This is a genomic window from Saccharopolyspora sp. NPDC050389 (genome assembly GCF_040655595.1).
In the GTDB taxonomy this organism is placed as follows: domain Bacteria; phylum Actinomycetota; class Actinomycetes; order Mycobacteriales; family Pseudonocardiaceae; genus Saccharopolyspora.
Genome location: NZ_JBFAKG010000013.1, coordinates 46,516 through 62,512 on the forward strand (window position 1 = coordinate 46,516; position 15,997 = coordinate 62,512).

General features: G+C 69.1%; 18 protein-coding genes and 1 tRNA gene. 9 read left to right on the forward strand and 10 right to left on the reverse strand.

The window, feature by feature from the left end; genetic code table 11:
- Positions 1–70: 70 nt before the first annotated feature.
- Complete coding sequence (locus AB0I53_RS10880) at positions 71–1,045, reverse strand: helix-turn-helix domain-containing protein (protein ID WP_358599848.1); 975 nt, start codon at positions 1,043–1,045, stop codon at positions 71–73.
- Between the two features lie 70 nt (positions 1,046–1,115).
- Between AB0I53_RS10880 and AB0I53_RS10885 the strand changes: the two genes are divergently transcribed.
- Complete coding sequence (locus AB0I53_RS10885) at positions 1,116–2,381, forward strand: MFS transporter (protein ID WP_358599850.1); 1,266 nt, start codon at positions 1,116–1,118, stop codon at positions 2,379–2,381.
- On the opposite strand, the gene AB0I53_RS10890 is transcribed toward AB0I53_RS10885, so the two are convergent.
- Positions 2,350–2,964 carry an SRPBCC family protein gene (locus tag AB0I53_RS10890; RefSeq protein ID WP_358599853.1) on the reverse strand — a complete coding sequence of 205 codons (615 nt, stop codon included), beginning with the start codon at positions 2,962–2,964 and terminating at the stop codon, positions 2,350–2,352. The genes AB0I53_RS10885 and AB0I53_RS10890 overlap by 32 nt on opposite strands.
- Positions 2,965–3,089: 125 nt before the next feature.
- Between AB0I53_RS10890 and AB0I53_RS10895 the strand changes: the two genes are divergently transcribed.
- Positions 3,090–4,178, forward strand: a complete 1,089-nt coding sequence (locus AB0I53_RS10895; RefSeq protein ID WP_358599856.1) for a hypothetical protein — start codon at positions 3,090–3,092, stop codon at positions 4,176–4,178.
- 10 nt (positions 4,179–4,188) lie between these two features.
- On the opposite strand, the gene fxsT is transcribed toward AB0I53_RS10895, so the two are convergent.
- Complete coding sequence (gene fxsT / locus AB0I53_RS10900) at positions 4,189–6,870, reverse strand: FxSxx-COOH system tetratricopeptide repeat protein (protein ID WP_358599859.1); 2,682 nt, start codon at positions 6,868–6,870, stop codon at positions 4,189–4,191.
- 285 nt (positions 6,871–7,155) lie between these two features.
- Between fxsT and AB0I53_RS10905 the strand changes: the two genes are divergently transcribed.
- The 3 genes from AB0I53_RS10905 to AB0I53_RS10915 all read left to right on the forward strand — a co-directional run bounded on the left by AB0I53_RS10905 (position 7,156) and on the right by AB0I53_RS10915 (position 9,213).
- Positions 7,156–7,770: a DUF1707 domain-containing protein gene (locus tag AB0I53_RS10905; RefSeq protein ID WP_358599862.1), complete on the forward strand. Its 615-nt coding sequence runs from the start codon at positions 7,156–7,158 to the stop codon at positions 7,768–7,770.
- 103 nt (positions 7,771–7,873) lie between these two features.
- A complete protein-coding gene (locus AB0I53_RS10910) occupies positions 7,874–8,830 on the forward strand; it encodes a hypothetical protein (protein WP_358599864.1) in 957 nt (318 codons plus the stop codon).
- Positions 8,791–9,213, forward strand: coding sequence for a hypothetical protein (locus AB0I53_RS10915; RefSeq protein WP_358599867.1), 423 nt, complete (start codon positions 8,791–8,793; stop codon positions 9,211–9,213). The genes AB0I53_RS10910 and AB0I53_RS10915 overlap by 40 nt, the downstream gene beginning before the upstream one ends.
- A gap of 121 nt (positions 9,214–9,334) precedes the next feature.
- Here the strand turns inward: AB0I53_RS10915 and AB0I53_RS10920 are convergent, their stop codons facing one another.
- The 3 genes from AB0I53_RS10920 to AB0I53_RS10930 form a co-directional block, all read right to left on the reverse strand.
- Entirely contained in the window at positions 9,335–10,468 is a 1,134-nt protein-coding gene (locus tag AB0I53_RS10920) for a hypothetical protein (RefSeq protein WP_358599870.1), read from the reverse strand.
- A gap of 73 nt (positions 10,469–10,541) precedes the next feature.
- Positions 10,542–10,889, reverse strand: a complete 348-nt coding sequence (gene trxA, locus AB0I53_RS10925; RefSeq protein ID WP_358599873.1) for a thioredoxin — start codon at positions 10,887–10,889, stop codon at positions 10,542–10,544.
- Positions 10,889–11,305, reverse strand: coding sequence for a MerR family transcriptional regulator (locus AB0I53_RS10930; RefSeq protein WP_358599876.1), 417 nt, complete (start codon positions 11,303–11,305; stop codon positions 10,889–10,891). Before AB0I53_RS10930 ends, trxA begins: the two co-directional genes overlap by 1 nt.
- Positions 11,306–11,430: 125 nt before the next feature.
- Between AB0I53_RS10930 and AB0I53_RS10935 the strand changes: the two genes are divergently transcribed.
- Both AB0I53_RS10935 and AB0I53_RS10940 read left to right on the forward strand, forming a co-directional pair.
- Positions 11,431–11,790 carry a metalloregulator ArsR/SmtB family transcription factor gene (locus AB0I53_RS10935; protein WP_358599879.1) on the forward strand — a complete coding sequence of 120 codons (360 nt, stop codon included), beginning with the start codon at positions 11,431–11,433 and terminating at the stop codon, positions 11,788–11,790.
- A 74-nt stretch (positions 11,791–11,864) separates the two neighbouring features.
- A complete protein-coding gene (locus AB0I53_RS10940) occupies positions 11,865–12,464 on the forward strand; it encodes a cation transporter (protein WP_358600110.1) in 600 nt (199 codons plus the stop codon).
- A gap of 33 nt (positions 12,465–12,497) precedes the next feature.
- On the opposite strand, the gene AB0I53_RS10945 is transcribed toward AB0I53_RS10940, so the two are convergent.
- The gene (locus AB0I53_RS10945) at positions 12,498–13,196 is read right to left on the reverse strand and encodes an SDR family NAD(P)-dependent oxidoreductase (protein ID WP_358599882.1); all 699 of its coding nucleotides are present in this window, start codon (positions 13,194–13,196) and stop codon (positions 12,498–12,500) included.
- A 57-nt stretch (positions 13,197–13,253) separates the two neighbouring features.
- Here AB0I53_RS10945 and AB0I53_RS10950 point away from each other — a divergent pair, with 57 nt between their 5' ends.
- A complete protein-coding gene (locus AB0I53_RS10950) occupies positions 13,254–13,670 on the forward strand; it encodes a MerR family transcriptional regulator (protein WP_358599885.1) in 417 nt (138 codons plus the stop codon).
- 409 nt (positions 13,671–14,079) lie between these two features.
- Here AB0I53_RS10950 and AB0I53_RS10955 read toward each other — a convergent pair whose 3' ends face one another.
- Together AB0I53_RS10955 and AB0I53_RS10960 are read right to left on the reverse strand one after the other, a co-directional pair.
- Positions 14,080–14,520 carry an SRPBCC family protein gene (locus AB0I53_RS10955; RefSeq protein ID WP_358599888.1) on the reverse strand — a complete coding sequence of 147 codons (441 nt, stop codon included), beginning with the start codon at positions 14,518–14,520 and terminating at the stop codon, positions 14,080–14,082.
- Positions 14,521–14,534: 14 nt separating this feature from the next.
- Positions 14,535–14,888, reverse strand: coding sequence for a VOC family protein (locus AB0I53_RS10960; RefSeq protein WP_358599891.1), 354 nt, complete (start codon positions 14,886–14,888; stop codon positions 14,535–14,537).
- Positions 14,889–15,051: 163 nt separating this feature from the next.
- Here AB0I53_RS10960 and AB0I53_RS10965 point away from each other — a divergent pair, with 163 nt between their 5' ends.
- Positions 15,052–15,801: a helix-turn-helix transcriptional regulator gene (locus AB0I53_RS10965; RefSeq protein WP_358599893.1), complete on the forward strand. Its 750-nt coding sequence runs from the start codon at positions 15,052–15,054 to the stop codon at positions 15,799–15,801.
- 118 nt (positions 15,802–15,919) lie between these two features.
- Here the strand turns inward: AB0I53_RS10965 and AB0I53_RS10970 are convergent.
- Positions 15,920–15,992: transfer RNA gene (locus AB0I53_RS10970), tRNA-Arg, on the reverse strand.
- Positions 15,993–15,997: the final 5 nt, after the last annotated feature.

Genomic DNA, 15,997 nt, shown 5'->3' on the forward strand with positions numbered 1-15,997 from the left:
GGGTTCCGCTACCGACGGGGCCGTGAGTGTTTTGGGCTGCCATGGCAACCCAAAAGACTCACGGCAGGCATCAGCTCACCGCGGCGCTGCCCCGGAAGGTGCCGCGATAGGCGCTGGGTGACACGCCGAGCGACGCCTGCAGGTGCTGCCGGAGCGAGGCCGCGGTGCCGAAGCCCGCGTCTGCCGCGATCCGGTCGACGGACAGGTCGGTCTCCTCCAGCAGCTGCCGGGCGCGCTCGATGCGCTGCTGGGTGAGCCACTGCAGCGGCGAGATGCCGACCTCGTCGCGGAACCGGCGGGTGAACGTCCGCACGCTCATCGAATCCCGCGCGGCCAGCTCGCGCAGGGTCAGCGGCCGGTCCAGGTGCTCCAGCGCCCACGCCCGGGCCTGCGCGGTCGACGAGAACTGCGGTTCGGGCATCGGCCGCCGGATGTACTGGGCCTGGCCGCCGTCGCGATGCGGCGGCACCACGGTCGTCCGCGCCACCTCGTTGGCGACCGCCGCGCCGTGGTCGCACCGGATCATGTGCAGGCACAGGTCGATCCCGGACGCCTCGCCCGCCGAGGTCAGCACATCGCCGTCGTCGGTGTAGAGGACGTCGGGATCCAGCCGGACCGCCGGGTAGAGCCGCCGGAACTGGTCGCAGGACCTCCAGTGCGTCGTCGCCCGGCGGCCGTCGAGCAGCCCGGCCGCGGCCAGCACGAACACCCCGGTGCAGATCGAGGCGATGCGGGCGCCCGGCCGGATCCGCGCGAACGCCGCGGCGAGCTCCGCGCCGAGCCGGCCTTCGGTCTCGGTCTCGTCGGGCTCGTGCGACGCCAGGATGATCACGGTTCCGGCGTCGGCCAGCGCCTCGGGGCCGTGCGCGACGTGGATCGGGAAGTCCGCGTCGGTGCGCACCACGCCGGGGACGAGTGCGCAGGTCACGATCTCGTACAGGGGTTCTCCGGCTGGCGAGCAGGCCCGCCCGAACAGTTGGTGCACCAGGCCCAGCTCCATCGGCATCACGCCGTGGCGGACCAGTACCGCGACTCGATCGGCCATGGCCCGATTCTTGCACATGTTGGCCAACGGGCCACTCGTTCCGCGGCGGCCGGCGGCGCAGGGTCGGGGCATGACGATCGAAACAGCCGCCCGGGCGGGCCTCCACCGCGCGTGGTGGGTCGCCGCAGTCACCGCGCTGGTGGTCATCGGCGCGGGCGCCTGCGCCACCACTGCCGGTTTGCTCATCACCCCGCTGCACCACGAATTCGGCTGGTCTCGGGCCGCCATCGGCGTCGCAGTCTCGGTCAACATGGCGCTCTACGGGCTGACCGCGCCGTTCTCCGCGGCGTTGATGGACCGCTTCGGCATCCGGCGGGTGGCGGTGAGCGCGCTGCTGCTGATCGCCTCCGGCGCCGGGTTGACCACGATCGTTTCCGAATCCTGGCAGCTGGTCTTGGGGTGGGGGGTGCTCGTCGGGATCGGCTGCGGCGCGCTGGCGATGGCGTTCGCGGCGACCGTGACGCACCGCTGGTTCGTGGCCCGCCGTGGCCTGGTGACCGGCTTGCTGACCGCGGCGAGCGTCTTCGGCCAGTTCGCGTTCCTGCCGGTGATGTCCTGGGTCATCGACCACTTCGCGTGGCGTTCGGCGACCGTGGGCCTCGCGCTGATCGCGCTGGTCACTGCGCCGCTGGCCTGGTCGGTGCTGCGCGACCACCCCGCCGACCTCGGCCTGCGCCCGTACGGCGCAACGGTTTTCGAGGCGAAGCCGGAGCCGGTGCCGGGCGCGGCCCGGCGCGCGGTGCGACTGCTGTTCGACGCGGCGCGAACCGGCCCGTTCTGGTTGCTGGCGGGCACTTTCGCGATCTGCGGGGCATCCACCAACGGGATCATGTGGACCCACTTCGCCCCTGCCGCGCACGACCACGGCATGCCGACGACGATGGCGGCCTCGCTGCTCGCGGTCATCGGCGTGGTGAACGTGGCCGGCACGATCGGTTCCGGCTGGCTCACCGACCGGTTCAGCCCGCAGCTGCTCCTGGCGGGCTACTACGCGCTGCGCGGCGTCTCCCTGCTGACACTGCCCGCGCTGTTCGGGCCTACGGTGCGGCCCGAGATGATCGGCTTCGCCGTCCTGTTCGGGCTGCTCGACGTCGCCACCGTCCCGCCGACGATCGCCCTGTGCCGCCAGGTCTTCGGGGCGGGCGGGGCGATCGTCTTCGGCTGGGTGAGCGCAGCGCACCAGTTGGGCGCCGGGCTGATCGCCTACTCCGGTGCCGTCGCGCGCGACCTGCTGGGCTCCTACGACGCGGTCTGGATCAGCGCCGCCGCGCTGTGCGCAGCGGCCGCCCTGATGGCGGTCGCGATCAGGCGGTCGTCTGGTCGAGATCGGGCGTGAACCGGGCGGTCGCCGCGGCCACCCCGTCGGCGATCTGGTCGCCGTCGGCCGTGCCGGAATCCTCGGTGGCGGCGGCCCACGCCTTGATGGTCTGCCGGGAGAACTCCTGCGCCGCAGCGGAGTTCTCCCATCCCGGCACGTACTCGCCCCGCAGGTACCGGTCCAGCCCGAGCAGGCCGACGTCCCAGCCGGGGCCGACGAACAGCGCGCCCGCGCCGCTGCTGATCGGCTTCATCGGGACCGAGTGCATCATCTCGAGCCCGGTGCCGCCGTCGGTCTCGGAGAGCCGCAGCTCCAAAACGCTGTCGCCGAACGTCGTCTTCAGCAGGCGCGGCGCCGCGCAGCGCAGGATCTGGCCGCCGTCGTTGCCCTCGAACTGGTAGCGGCCGCCTTCCCGGAGCTCGCCGGTGATCGGCAGGAACCAGCGCCGCAACCGGTCCGGTTCGGTGAGGGCGCGCCAGAGTTCCTCGATCGGGGCGGCGTAGTTGCGGCGCAGCAGCACGCTGACCTGCGCGCCACCGCCGACCGAGTGCTGGCTGACCACGCGCTGCACGGAGGTGACCTGCCTGGTGATGTCGAACATGTGGTGCCTCCCAGTCCGGACTCCCGCGGGCCATCATCCGGCCTCAACCCGCGGCCCGCTCGCTCCCGACTCGACCGGGTCCCCGTTCCCCACGCCGCCGGGTGGGCGCCGCTTAGGATGTGATCATGAGTGCCCAGGAGGCGGAATTACGCCTGTTCACAGGCGATGCGAGCGCGCCGGAACTCGGCGTGTCGGCGAAGGTCCGCTACGAGCACACCGAAGAGCACGGCTTCCCGGACGAAGAAGACGCCTTCCACCAGGCGGGCACGTCCGCCTACCGCGCGGCTCCCCTGCTGCGGCTCATCGGCGAACGCGGATCGCGCAAGCTGATCACCGGCCGGGTGCGCATCGCGGTGCACCCGGACGCCGCACCGGAGGTCACGATCCTGGTGACGGCGCTGTGGTCGGAGCGCGAGCGCTGGACGCAGGTGCAGGACGTGCGGTCGCAGCTTGACGACGCGTTGGGCGCCTCGCTGGCCGAGCCGGCGCATCCGGTGCGAGGCGACGCGCAAGACGTGGCCGCCACCCTCGCCAAGGCGGTGGCCGAGTCCTCGCACAACGAGGTCACGAAGGTCCGGGCGCTGCGCTACGAGCTGGAACGGCGACTGGCCGACCAGCTGGCCAACCGCCGCCAGGAGCCGCTGCGACGACTGCTGGCGGAGGTCATCGAGCTGTCGATCGCGTTCAACCGAGCCCGGGACGAGTCGCGCGCGGCGATCCGCGACGACCTCTGGCGACGCGACGAAACGGCGCACCAGCAGGGCGGAGCCGCCGAGCCGCCGGGCCCGGAAACCCCGATCCCGGACCGGATGCACTACAACGCGATCCGGCACTGCCGGTCGATGAGCAACCTCCTGGAGGAGGAAACCGCGCGGCTGCACTCGTTGCAGGACAGCATGTCGACGATCTCGGTGGCGCAGGACGCCGAAGCGCAGCAGAACTTCAACCTGTTCGCCGCCGCGGCGGCCGCGGGCCTGGGGCTCCCGGCGCTGATCCTGTCGTTCTACGGAGCCCAGACGTACCTGCCGCTCACGTCGTTCGACCGCGCGGCGAGAGCGCTTCTCCCGGTCGGCCTGACGGCCCTGGTGGCGGTGATGATCGTGCTCCGCCAGATGCCGTGGCGGGCGCGATTCCGCCACTACGCAGGAGGTTTCACCCTCGTCGTGTGCGTCCTCGCCGTCCTCTGGATAGCGGGAGCGCTGGCGCCTCACTGATCGCTGATGTTCAACGCCGCTTCGAAGGGCGAGGGGTGGTCCGGAGAATCGGTTTCAGCCGCTCCTCGGCCTGCCTCACCTGGTACGTCCCCTCGCCGAACCTGCGCCGGGATGCGGCCATGACGCTGTCAGCCACATGCCGGGCCCGAGCGACCTTTCCCACCTTGTAGAGCGCAATGGCCACAAAGGAGTAGGTCTCCAGCACAACCGGGTGATCGGAACCGAAAATCTTCCGCTGTCGCTCATGCACATCGGCCAACAACGGTCGGGCCTGCGCTGTCCGATTCACCCTTATCAAGATCCGGCCGAAGTTGGACGCGGCGACCAGAGTTTCAGGATGATTTTCGCCCAACACCTGGCGCAACCGCTGCCACGCCTCCCGCCTCAACCGGCACGCCTTCTCGTTCTCCCCGAGCTTCGCGTACACGAACGCTGCGGTTCCCATCGAATTTAGGACGTCTGGATGTTCCTCACCGAGCACCTCCCGGCGCTTCTCCCAAGCTTCCTCGCAGAGCTCTCGAGCTCGCCGAACCTCACCTGCACGAGCCAGCATCGTCGCCAAGCTGGTTTTTGCCCGCAGAACATACGGATGATCATCATCCAGTGCCTGTCGAAACTGCCTAAATGCCGACTCGTGCAGTTCACGTGCGCGCGATTCCAAGCCGACACGGATCAAAGCGTTTGCCAAGTTCGTCATCGCGAACGTGGTTTCCGGATCATCCTCGCCTAGAAGATGACGACGCTTCCCCCATACAGCCTCGTACGTTTCGCAAGACAGCCCATATTCGCCAAGTTCGCCGCGGATCACGCCGAGGTCGTTCATGGAGCGCAGCGTTCCGACATGGTCGCCCCCGAAATTCTCCTGCCACCTGGGCAAGGTGTCCTCAATCAGCACGTGTGCCTTGTGGAACTCTCCGAGCTGGTAGTGACTGTGGGCGACCTCGTTCGCCGCGGTCAACGTGTGGATGTCATCCGGACCGATCCGTTCTCGCCACTGTTCGTAGAGGCGGCGGACGAATGGCATGGCCGACGCAACATCCCCGCGCCTCAGCAAGTACAGGGCGGCGTCGCAGGCGAGCGAACGCAGCCGTTCGTTGCCCGTGGTCGCCGGGTCCGCCTCGACCAGGTGTGGCAGCAACCGCGCCCACTCCGGCCACGCCATCGGATCATCCGTGCTGCCTGGTTCGACCTCGGCGAGCAGGGCTTCTGCGCTGGTGCGCAACGCATTTCGCCGGTCGGCCGACAGCTGGTCGCGGATGACCGACCGCACCAGGCGGTGGATGCGGATGGTCGCGTTGCCGACCCGGGCCAATCCGATGCGGCCGATCCGCCCGACCAGCTTGCCGAACGCGAGCGGATCCCCGGCGACCGCCGCCAGCTCATCCGGCAACGCCTCGGGTTTGTTCAGCCAGCCGGTCGGAATCGGCTCCGGCGCGAACATCGCGCACACCTGGAGCAACGCAACTGCGGCGGGCTCATCCGCCGCCAACCGCTCCATCGACACGCGCACCGCAGCCGCCAGCGACGTCGAGTACGAACTCGGCGGCTTCTCGTTGAGCACGTCGTTCGTGCGGCTCGCCAGCAGCCGGAGGTATTCCGGCACCGACAGGCCGGTTTCGGCCAGCGTGCCGCCTGCCTGCGCCAGCGCGAGCGGCAGGTCGCCGAGCTCGTCGGCGAGCCGGTCGGCTTCGGCGTCCGCGAGGTCGGGTTGGCGGGAGCGCAGCAGCGCGATCGACTCCTGCCGCTGGAACTCCTGCACCTCGGTGCGCGTCCCGACCTCGTTCCAGGCGGGATTCCGCGAGGTGATCAGCACATGCCCGGCGGCCCCGGAAAGCCAGGGCCGCACGGCGGCCGGTTCCTCGGCGTTGTCGAAGACGAGCAACCACCGGGAGTTCTCCCGGAAGTACTTGCGCACCGCGAGTTCCGCCGCGGTGTGGTCGGTGTTCGTGCCGACCAGGCCCGCCGCGACGGCCAGCGCCGCGAACTGCTCGCTGATCAGGCCGGTCCGCTCGGAGTCGATCCACCACACCAGGTCGTACCCGGCGGCGAAGCCGTGCGCGTACTCGATCGCCAGCTGCGTCTTGCCGACACCGCCGATCCCGTGCAGGACCTGCGTGTTCTTGCCGGAGAGCAACCGCTCCCGCAGCGGCACCAGCACACCGTCGCGGCCGGTGAAGTCCGAGTTCCGCCCGGGCACGTTCCAAACCGCGGGCGGACGCCCGGGAACGCGCGGCCGGGAACCGGCCTCCTGACGACCGGTTTGCGCGCTGGGCGGGAACTCCGGCCTTCCGTCCGGGCGCTGCGGGCCGCGAGCCGCATCCAGCAACGCCTTGCGGGCCTGATCCTCGTCCAGCCCGAAGAGTTTCTGCGCGATCAGCGGGCGCAGCAGCTGCGGCGGCTCGCACTCTTCCACCACCAGCGGGAGCAACCTGGAACGCTGCTGCTCGTCGTGCACGAACGCGGCGGCCCACTCGTCGGTGGTGTAGCGCTGCGGTTCGAAGTAGGCGGGCGAGAACAGGGCCACGACGCGTTCCGAGCCGTCGAGCGCGGCGGCCATCTTGGTGACGAAGTTGTCCCCGGCGGCCCAGTCCCAGGTGTCGAGCTCGACGGTGTAGCCGGCGTCGACCAGGTGCCAGGCCACCCACTCCGCCCACGCCCGGTCCCGGCCCGCATGGCTGATGAAGAAGTCCACCCCAGGTAACCCCCAGCTGCCCGGTCGAACACTGCGAAACGCGCCGGTATTGCCGAACCAGCAGAGTACCGCGCCGTGATCGCCGACCGGTCGCAGCTCGCAGCCGATCAGGTCAGCGCAACAGACCCACCCGCTTCTGCAGGTTCCCCGCCATCTCCCCGACCTTATGTGTCCATATAGGACATTTGCTTCGGATTCATCGGCACCGCGCTCCACCGCGCAGCCGCACGCCGAAATGTCCGGTATCCGGCCGTGGCGGAACCGTCCACGCCCTAGACTGCTGACATGAGCAGCCCAGACGGGAGCGACGACCGGTCCCTCCGCGCATCAGACGACGAACGCGCCGAGACCGCGCAGCGCCTCACCGAGGCGGTCGGCGCCGGGCGGTTGACCCTGGTCGAGTTCACCGACCGCGTCGACGCTGCCTACCAGGCCGTCACGCGAAGCGAGCTCGACGAGCTGGTGGCCGACCTGCCGGCCGCGCCGGCGAACCTGCCCGCCGAACCCGCCGACGAGTCCAAGCGCCGGTGGAAGGTCGCGATCATGGGCGGCTCCGACTACAAGGGCCGCTGGCGGGTGCCCCGCAAGTCCGGGTACTTCGCGCTGATGGGCGGTTCCACGATCGACCTGCGCGACGCGATGCTGCCCGGCCAGGAGATCGAGATCGTGCTTGTGTCGATCATGGGCGGCAGCGACGTGATCGTGCCGCGCGGGGTGCGCGTGGTGGTCGACTCCACGGACTTCATGGGCGGCAACACGGTCAAGGTCGACGAGGACGCGGAAATGCCGAACGCGCCGGTCGTCCGCATCCGCACCTACTCGTTCATGGGCGGCAACGACATCAAGCACCCCAAGCCCAAGAAGAACTGGCTCGCCCACTGGCGGCGCGATCCACAGTAGACACTGCGGGCGGAGTGGCGAAAGCCATGACTCGCCGCCCCTGGGCGTCATAGACTCCGGCGGCACGATGAGGCCGGATGTTCGACGCAGGAGCTGATCACCGATGTCCACCGATGTCTTCGGGGCCCGCGTCCTCGACGTCGACCTGGACCGCCGCGAAGTGCGGTTCCGCGTGTTCGTCGTGTACTACGAGACGAGCGGCCGGAGCTACCTGGCGCCGCCGGTGCGGGACCCGGGGTTCTTCCTGGGGCTGCTGTGGGAATCCGGCCGCTGGGAACACCCGATCGGCGAGGTCATCGAATCCGCCCAGATCCTCGACCGGGCCTGGGTCGCCGAGCACGCCCGCTGGTTCGTCGCGCACGTCGAGCGCACCGCCGTCGCCAACCAACCGCCGTCCGAGGAAGGCTGGGGGCACCTCAAGGACTTCTACTACGAGCGCGACGGGCAGTGGGCCGACGAGGAATGGCTGGTGCAAGCCGACTACGCCGTCCGCGTCACCGATCCGGCCTGGATCCAGCACTTGAGGCCCGGCGTGGCGTGGGGCTCCACCCAGCTCCCGATCAACGCCGACAGCCTGCGGCCCGAGGACGTGCCACTCGTGCCGAACGTGCACAACCCGCTCGTGCTCCGGCCCTTCGGCTCCGATACCTCGACACAACTGGCGTTCTCCGATGACAGCCGCTTCCTCGCCGTGGTCGGGTGGGACGCCGAGGTCGTGGTGTACGACTGCGCAGACTGGTCGGAGCACCGGCGCTTCACCTTGGAGCACGGGCGTTTGACGTGGGTTCCCGGGCGGCATGTCGTCGTGCGCACGAATTGGCTTCCGTCGACGCCCACGCAGAGCGCGTACGACGTGGACACCGGCGTCGTGGTCGAAGTCCCGATGGAACGAGGAGAGGTTCGCTCGCGCACCGGCGCCCACCGGATCGACTTCGGCTTGGCTCCCGGCGTGGACTTCTTGATCGACGGAGGCGAGCGGGCGCGGGTGCTCGTCGGTGAGAAGGTGGCGATCGCCGACGCGTGTTGTTCGCCGGTGCGTTCGGGCCGGACGTGCACGTGATCGACCCGTCCTCGAGGACCGTCGTCGACGCCATCCCGGACGTCGCGCCTTCCGTCTTGCAACTGGCGCTGAGCCCGCCCACCGCTTACCTGGTCACCGCTGCGGACACCGGAGGAGACATCTGGGGCGCGAACGGCCACGAGTTGTGCGTCCGCAGGATCAGCGACCGCGAGGTCATCATGAGCCACTGGCCGGGCGGCAACGTCTACGACCTGGCGTGGTCGCCCGACAACCGCTGGCTCGCGCTCCACACCGAAGACGAGGAAGGCGCCGGGGAAACCCGGATCATGCGCATCGGCCTGCCGGAGGAACCGCCCGCTGACCTGCGCCCACCGGAGAGCACCGGCTCGGCTGAGACCGCACCGCGCGAGATCGTGCCGTGAGTGCTCAGCTCTCGCGGGCGGTTTGGAGCGAACGGACCGTTCACCTCGATAGCGGAGACGAACAGGCCGTTCGCTCCGCCAGACCCGAAAAGCACTGGAACTCGCAGGTTCCGGCGAATGATCAGCGCGGATCGGGTTCTGGGAGCAGGGATTCGAGGGCGGGGCTCAGCATGTCGAGCAGCGCGGCGGAGGTCTCCTGAGGAGACTGGCCCGTGGTGTCGAGGACCATCCGGTACGCCCCGGAACTCCGCAGCCGATCCGCCTCCGCCACCGCTCGGGCAGCCACCCTGCTCTGCACTTCAAGCGGCGCACCACGGAGTTCGTCGCCCGCGAGCAGCGCCGACTCGCCATCGGCTCGGCGTCGGATGCGGTCTTCCAGCGTCGCGGCGTCGGCGTCCAGCCGGACGACGGCGAGAAGCTCCTCCGCCAACGCTCCCAGGACGGCTGCGCCTGGCTCGCGGGTCACGAGGAGCAGCGCCTGCGCCCCGGCCTGCCGGTAGCCGCGCCACAGCGCCGCGAGATTCGCGGCCTGGAGAAGGTGATCCGGCCCGGGGTGGACGAAGCCGAGCTGGTCGAGGTCGATGTACGCGGTCGGCACGCCGCTCTGCCAGAGGTCGCGCAGCACGCTCCACGCAGCGGTCGACTTCCCCACCGCAGTCGCCCCGACCACGACGATCACCGGCCTCGGCGGCATCGCGTCCTCGACGGGGACCAGCGGCTGGACCGGACCGCGCCGCACGACGCAATGCTCCATCAGAGCGTCCACGGTGTCGTCGAGGTGCTGTCCGGTCGTGTCCAGGAGGGCGCCGATCGCGGTGCGGTCGAGCTTGTCGACCAGCTCGAACAGCTCCGTCAGCAGGCCGGCAGGCGATCCGCGCCCGAGGAATCGGCGCCGCAGTTCCTCCCGGTCGCAACGCAGCCGCACGAGCGTGAGGTCGATGTGGCCCGCCTCAGCACTGCCCGCGAAGAACGGTTCGACGCCCAGCTTCGGATCCACGACACCGGAAACGATCACCTGCTGAACACCGCGACGTCGCAGCAAAGCGATCACCCGCAGCAGGTTGGCGGCCTTGATCTCGTGGCTCGCATCGCCGCCACCCGGCGGCGGCCCGATCAAGCCGAGCTGATCGATGTCGACGTAGGCGACGCTGCCGCCCCGCCCGGAGATGCGGGTGAACAACCCCCAGCCGCTCGTCGACTTCCCCGCCCCAGGCGCCCCGGTCACCCAAAGCACCGGAATCTTGCTGCTCCCCATACCCAACGATCCTAGGAACCTTGGTCAACTGAAATTCACCAATCGAGGCCAGGAATCGCTGCTTCGCACTCGCTCAGCGGAGCAGGGCTGCGTCCAGTTCCGCCAGCAGTTGTGCCTTCGGCCGCGCGCCGACGACCGCGTGCACGGGCCGACCATCGAGGAAGAGCATCAGCGTCGGCAGTGACATGACCTGGTATTCCCTTGCCACGAGCTGGTTCTCGTCGGTGTTGACCTTGCGGACGGCCAGCGAGTCGGCACGTTCGCTCGCGATCTCGGCGAGGACCGGCGCGATCATGTGGCAGGGCGGGCACCACTTCGCCCAGAAGTCCACCAGAACGGGCTTTTCGTGTCGGAGGACGTCCCGTTCGAAGGTTTCGTCCGTGACCGCGGAAACCTCGCTGGGAAGGTTGGTGGCCGGCATCAGGGCTCCTCTGTTTCGTTCGCTTCGCTGGAGATTCGGTCGGTCACGCCGCACGTCCCGGGGTGCCTCGCCAACGCCTTGCCCAGCTTGGTGAGGAGACTCGTCCGCACCGAGTTGAGCTGTTCGAGGCAGGCGTCCACCTCTGCCAGCTTTCGCTGGTAGACCTCGATCGAATCGGCGCACGAGTCGCCGGACTCGTTGCCGGCGCGCAGGCATTCGACGAACGGCCTGGTGTCGTCGAGGCAGAATCCGACGGCTTGCAGCGCGCGGATCTCGTTGACGAGCCGGGCGTCGTCCTCGCCGTACTCCCGGTAGCCGTTCGTCGAGCGGCGCGCTTCGAGGAGGCCCTGTGCCTCGTAGAACCGCAGCGCGCGTGTCGTCGTTCCAACGCGTCTGGCCAGCTCACCGATCCGCATGACGTCGAAGTTAAACGTTGCCCTTGGCGTCAAGGCAACGCGCTGATCCCGCGTCCCACGCTGCGGTCGATCCAGAACAGTTCAGCCCTTGCTGTTATATCATTGCTCGATGTACTGTTCGACTCATGCTGACGTGTGAGACGCGGGGTGCGGCGCTGGCTCGACTGGGCAAGGCGCTGGCCGATCCGACGCGGTGCCGGATCCTGGTCGCGCTGCTGGACGGGGTGAGCTATCCGGGCGTGCTGGCCGAGCAGCTGGGGCTGAGCCGTTCGAACGTGTCCAACCACCTGGCCTGCCTGCGCGGTTGCGGGCTGGTCGTTGCGACCTACGAAGGCCGCCAGGTTCGCTACGCGCTGGCCGACGCCCACTTGGCGCGTGCGCTCGGCGAGCTGGTCCACGTCGTGCTCGCCGTCGAAACGGACCAGCCGTGCCTCAACGATGCCCAGCCCGCGGCAGCGACGGTCGAACCGGAGGCAGCGCGGTGAGCGAGGATCTCGAGCGCCGGAAACCGGTCGAGCCGGATGCCTGCGTCGACGACTGCTGCGCGGCGGATGCCACGATCGATCCGCATCGACGGGCAGTGCTGGCTCGCCGGGTGCGGTGGCTGGTCGCCGCGACGATCACCTACAACGTCGTCGAGGCGGTCGTGGCGATCTCGGCCGGAACGGTGGCCTCCTCGACAGCGTTGATCGGCTTCGGCCTGGACTCGGTGATCGAGGTCGCCTCCGCAGCCGCGGTCGCCTGGCAGTTCTCCGGCAGCGATCCCGAGGCCCGGGAGCGGGCGGCGCTGAAGGTGATCGCGGTGTCGTTCTTCGCGCTGGCCGCCTACGTCACGGTCGAATCGGTGCGCACGCTGCTCGGCGCGGAGTCCGCCGACCACTCGACGGTGGGCATCGCGCTGGCCGCCGTGTCGCTGCTGGTGATGCCGTTCCTGTCGGCCGCCCAGCGCCGCGCCGGCCGAGAACTCGGCTCGGCCAGTGCGGTCGCCGACTCCAAGCAGACCCTGCTGTGCACCTACTTGTCCGGCGTCCTGCTGCTGGGACTGCTGCTCAACAGCCTGCTCGGCTGGTCCTGGGCCGATCCCATCGTCGCCCTGGTGATCGCAGCAGTGGCGGTCAAGGAAGGCCGCGAAGCCTGGCGCGGCCAACACTGCTGCTAACACCCGAGACCGCGAGAACACCCGAGATCTCGACTACACGGCCGCGCCGAGCGGCCGGATGGTGACGGTGTTGACGTCGACGCCCTCGGGCTGGTTCAGCACCCAGACGATCGAGTCGGCCACCTGCTCGGCACTCAGTCCTCCGCCTGCCGGCGCGCCCCCGACCGGATCCCAGAACGCGGTGTCGACTCGGCCCGGCGAGATGAGGCTGACGCCGACTCCGTCCGCGGTCACCAGCCTCCGGGTGTTCTCGGCCAAGCCGGTCACCGCCCACTTCGTCGCCCCGTAGAGGTTGCCGGGCGTGTGGACCATGCCGGCCACGCTGCCGACGAGCACGATCCGGCCCCGGCTGCGGGTGAGCTGCGGCAATGCGGCGTTGATCAGCAGCGCCGGGCCCAGCACGTTGGTCCGCACCATCCCGTCCCAGGCAGCCGGATCGCCGTCGGCGACGCTGTCGTGGAGGGCGTAACCGGCGTTGGCGACGACCGCGTCCAGCCGCCCGAACCGCTCGACGGTCGCGGCGACCGCTTCGGCCGTCGCCGCGTGATCGCCGGCGTCGGCGACCAGCGTCAGCAGGTCGGGGGTGTCCAGTTCTGCGGCCAGCTCGGCCAGCCGTCCGGGATCGCGGCCGGTCACGGCCACTCGCCGACCCTGCACCAGCAGCCGCCGCGCCAGGGCGGCGCCGATACCGCTGGAACCGCCCGTCACCAACGAAACGTGGGAGTTGCTCATGGGGCGGCACGGTAGGAGCTGGAGTCGACTCCAGCTCAAGTCCCTAAGCTCGGCACCATGACCGACCCCACTCCGAATCTGACCATCGGGCAGGTCACCGACCGAACCGGCCTGAGCGTGGACACCCTCCGCTTCTACGAACGCGAGGAGCTCTTCGCGCACCCGGTCGGCCGCGATCGGCAGGGACGCCGCGTCTACAGCGAGTACGACGTGGAGTGGCTGGGCATCTGCACCATGCTGCGCGCCACGGGAATGCCACTGGCCGAAATCCGCCGCTACACCGCGCTCGTGCGCCAGGGCAACGGCAACGAACGCGACCGGCTGGCCATCCTGCGGGAACACGAAGAGCGCGTAACCGGCCAACTGGCACAGATCAACCGGTGTTTGGACCTGATCAGCTACAAGGTCCGCGTCTACCAGGAACGCCTCGGCCAAGGCACCGCCGACGAGCTGTGGACCGCGCAGCGCCACTAGCGAGCGCGGTACTCACAAGATCGCCTCCGACCGGACGTCACCGAGTCCGGCCCCGAAAAGCAAGAATCCCCCTGCACGAGGGGGCTTCTGCTGTCTCGACCAGACGTGCGCCCGAAGGGATTCGAACCCCTAACCTTCTGATCCGTAGTCGTTCGTCGAACCTGCTGGGTGAGGTTGCAGCGTCCGCCCCGATCCGATCCATGCTGGTCGAGTCGGGGCGGCGTTCTCACTCGTGCCGCGCAGTGCCGCCCCGAACTCCCCGGTCCCGGTCCGTCCGGTCTCACTTCGGTCTCACCAAGAATCCACTATGGATGTTTACGCGCGAGAGCAAGGAGTCGATCCACACCCACCAGGCGGACACGCACGGTAATGAAGTGCGACACCAGGCGCTCCCAGCTCCCCCGACCAATCAAGATCCATTGTGGATGGCATGCGCCTCTTCCCGGCCGTATGCGGACTCCAGGGTCTGCTTGATAACGGCGAATCCCTGCTCCATCGCTGCCGCCAATGGCTTCGCGAGATCGTCGGGCAGGACGTCGTGGATCCACACCAGTCGGCTGTGGTCGGTTCCTTCAGGCAGGACTTGCATCGAGCTGTTGTCGTGCACCGGCTGGAGGGTGTCCCCGATGACCGCGTAGACGATGCGGCGTGCCTCTTCGTCGATGGTGACAAGCCGTTCGCGGGCTACCGTTCCGTCGGTGAAGGTGACGATGCGGACGTCATCCTCAAGGCTGGTACTGGAAACGAAGCCCGGTGCCATCCGGTCCGGCCCGCCGCCGAAGTCCCGGATCACAGACCAGACCTCCTCGGCAGTGGCCTCGATCAGCAGTTCCCGTTGCACGGAAGCCATGCTTCGCTCCTCTGTCAGCTCGCCGCGATGCAGAACAGGTGCCCCTCGGGATCGGCGAGAACCGTCCACTCGCCGTCACCGGGCTGGAATTCGGGCCGGCTCGCCCCGATCGCGACCAATTCCTTGATCGCCCGTTCCACATCGCTGACCGCGAAGTCGAGATGGGCGTGCTTGGCGTCGTCCGGCCAGCCAGGACCCCGGTAGCCCTCGACCCGTTGGAAGATCAGGGAAATCGGGCCGTTGAGGCTCGCGGACTCCTCGTCGCTGTGCGCGAGTTCCCAACCGGTCACTTTGCGGTAGAACTCGCCCAGCGCGGCGGGATCGGCGCAGTCGATGGCGATCGTGGTCAACTCGGCGATTGCGGACATACTGTGGTGCCTCCTCGAATCCATGTCCTCGATGCACAACAGCCTGTCCTGACGAGCAGCGCCGCGTCTTGTACATCCTTGCGCTGTCGGAGCCGTGGCGTAGCTTCCGGACGTGCTCTCGACAGTCGCCTCCGTCCACCGTCCCGCTTTCACCATCAGTGCGGTGGAATGCCGCAGCGACCACCGGGGATGGTCGGAGGCGGAGGTGCACGAGAGCTACCGGATGGTCCTGGTCCGAAGCGGACGTTTCCGCAGGCGCGTGGCCGGAGTCGCCGCCGACATCACGCCCACCAGCGCTTACCTCGGAGTACCCGGTGAAGAGGAGCACTTCGCGCATCCCGCGGGCGGCGACGTTTGCACCTCGATCGGCTTGACGCCGGAGCTCTGGCGGAGCCTGGCCGGCGAATCGTCCCGGCCGCGCCCGACCGCCTACGTCGATGCCCAGCTCGACCTCGCGCACCGGCGCGTCCTGGCGACGATGGCCACTGGAGACGCGGGCTACGCGCTCACCGAGCAGTTGCTGGGCCTGCTCACGACCGCCCTCACCCAGGTCGTCGACGGCCGGACGCCGTCGGAAGCGCCGCCCGCTACCGCGGTCCTGGTCTCGGCCGCGCGCGAGGCGATCGCCGCGGGGCATCCGGCGGCACGCGGGCTGCTCCCGCTCGCGGAACTCCTCGGCGTCTCTCCGTACCGGTTGAGCCGGGCGTTCCCACTGCTGCTGGGGGTGTCGCTGACCCGGTACCGAAACCGCGTCCGCGTCGGCCAGGCGCTCGACCGGCTGGAGCAGGGCGAACGCAGCCTCGGCGAGCTCGCCGCCGACCTGGGCTTCGCGGACCAGGCACACCTGTGCCGGACCGTGCGGGCGCATTTGGGACACACCCCGACCGAACTGCGCCGCCTCCTCGCGGCTTGATCCCTTCACCCGGGTGCTCAGCAGGGCGGCAAACGCTGGACCGTCGAATCCCGGAAAGGCCCCGAAAAGCAAGGAACCCCCCTTGACTAGAGGGGGTTCCTGCTGTCTCGACCAGACGTGCGCCCGAAGGGATTCGAACCCCTAACCTTCTGATCCGTAGTCAGATGCTCTATCCGTTGAGCTACGGGCGCGTCTT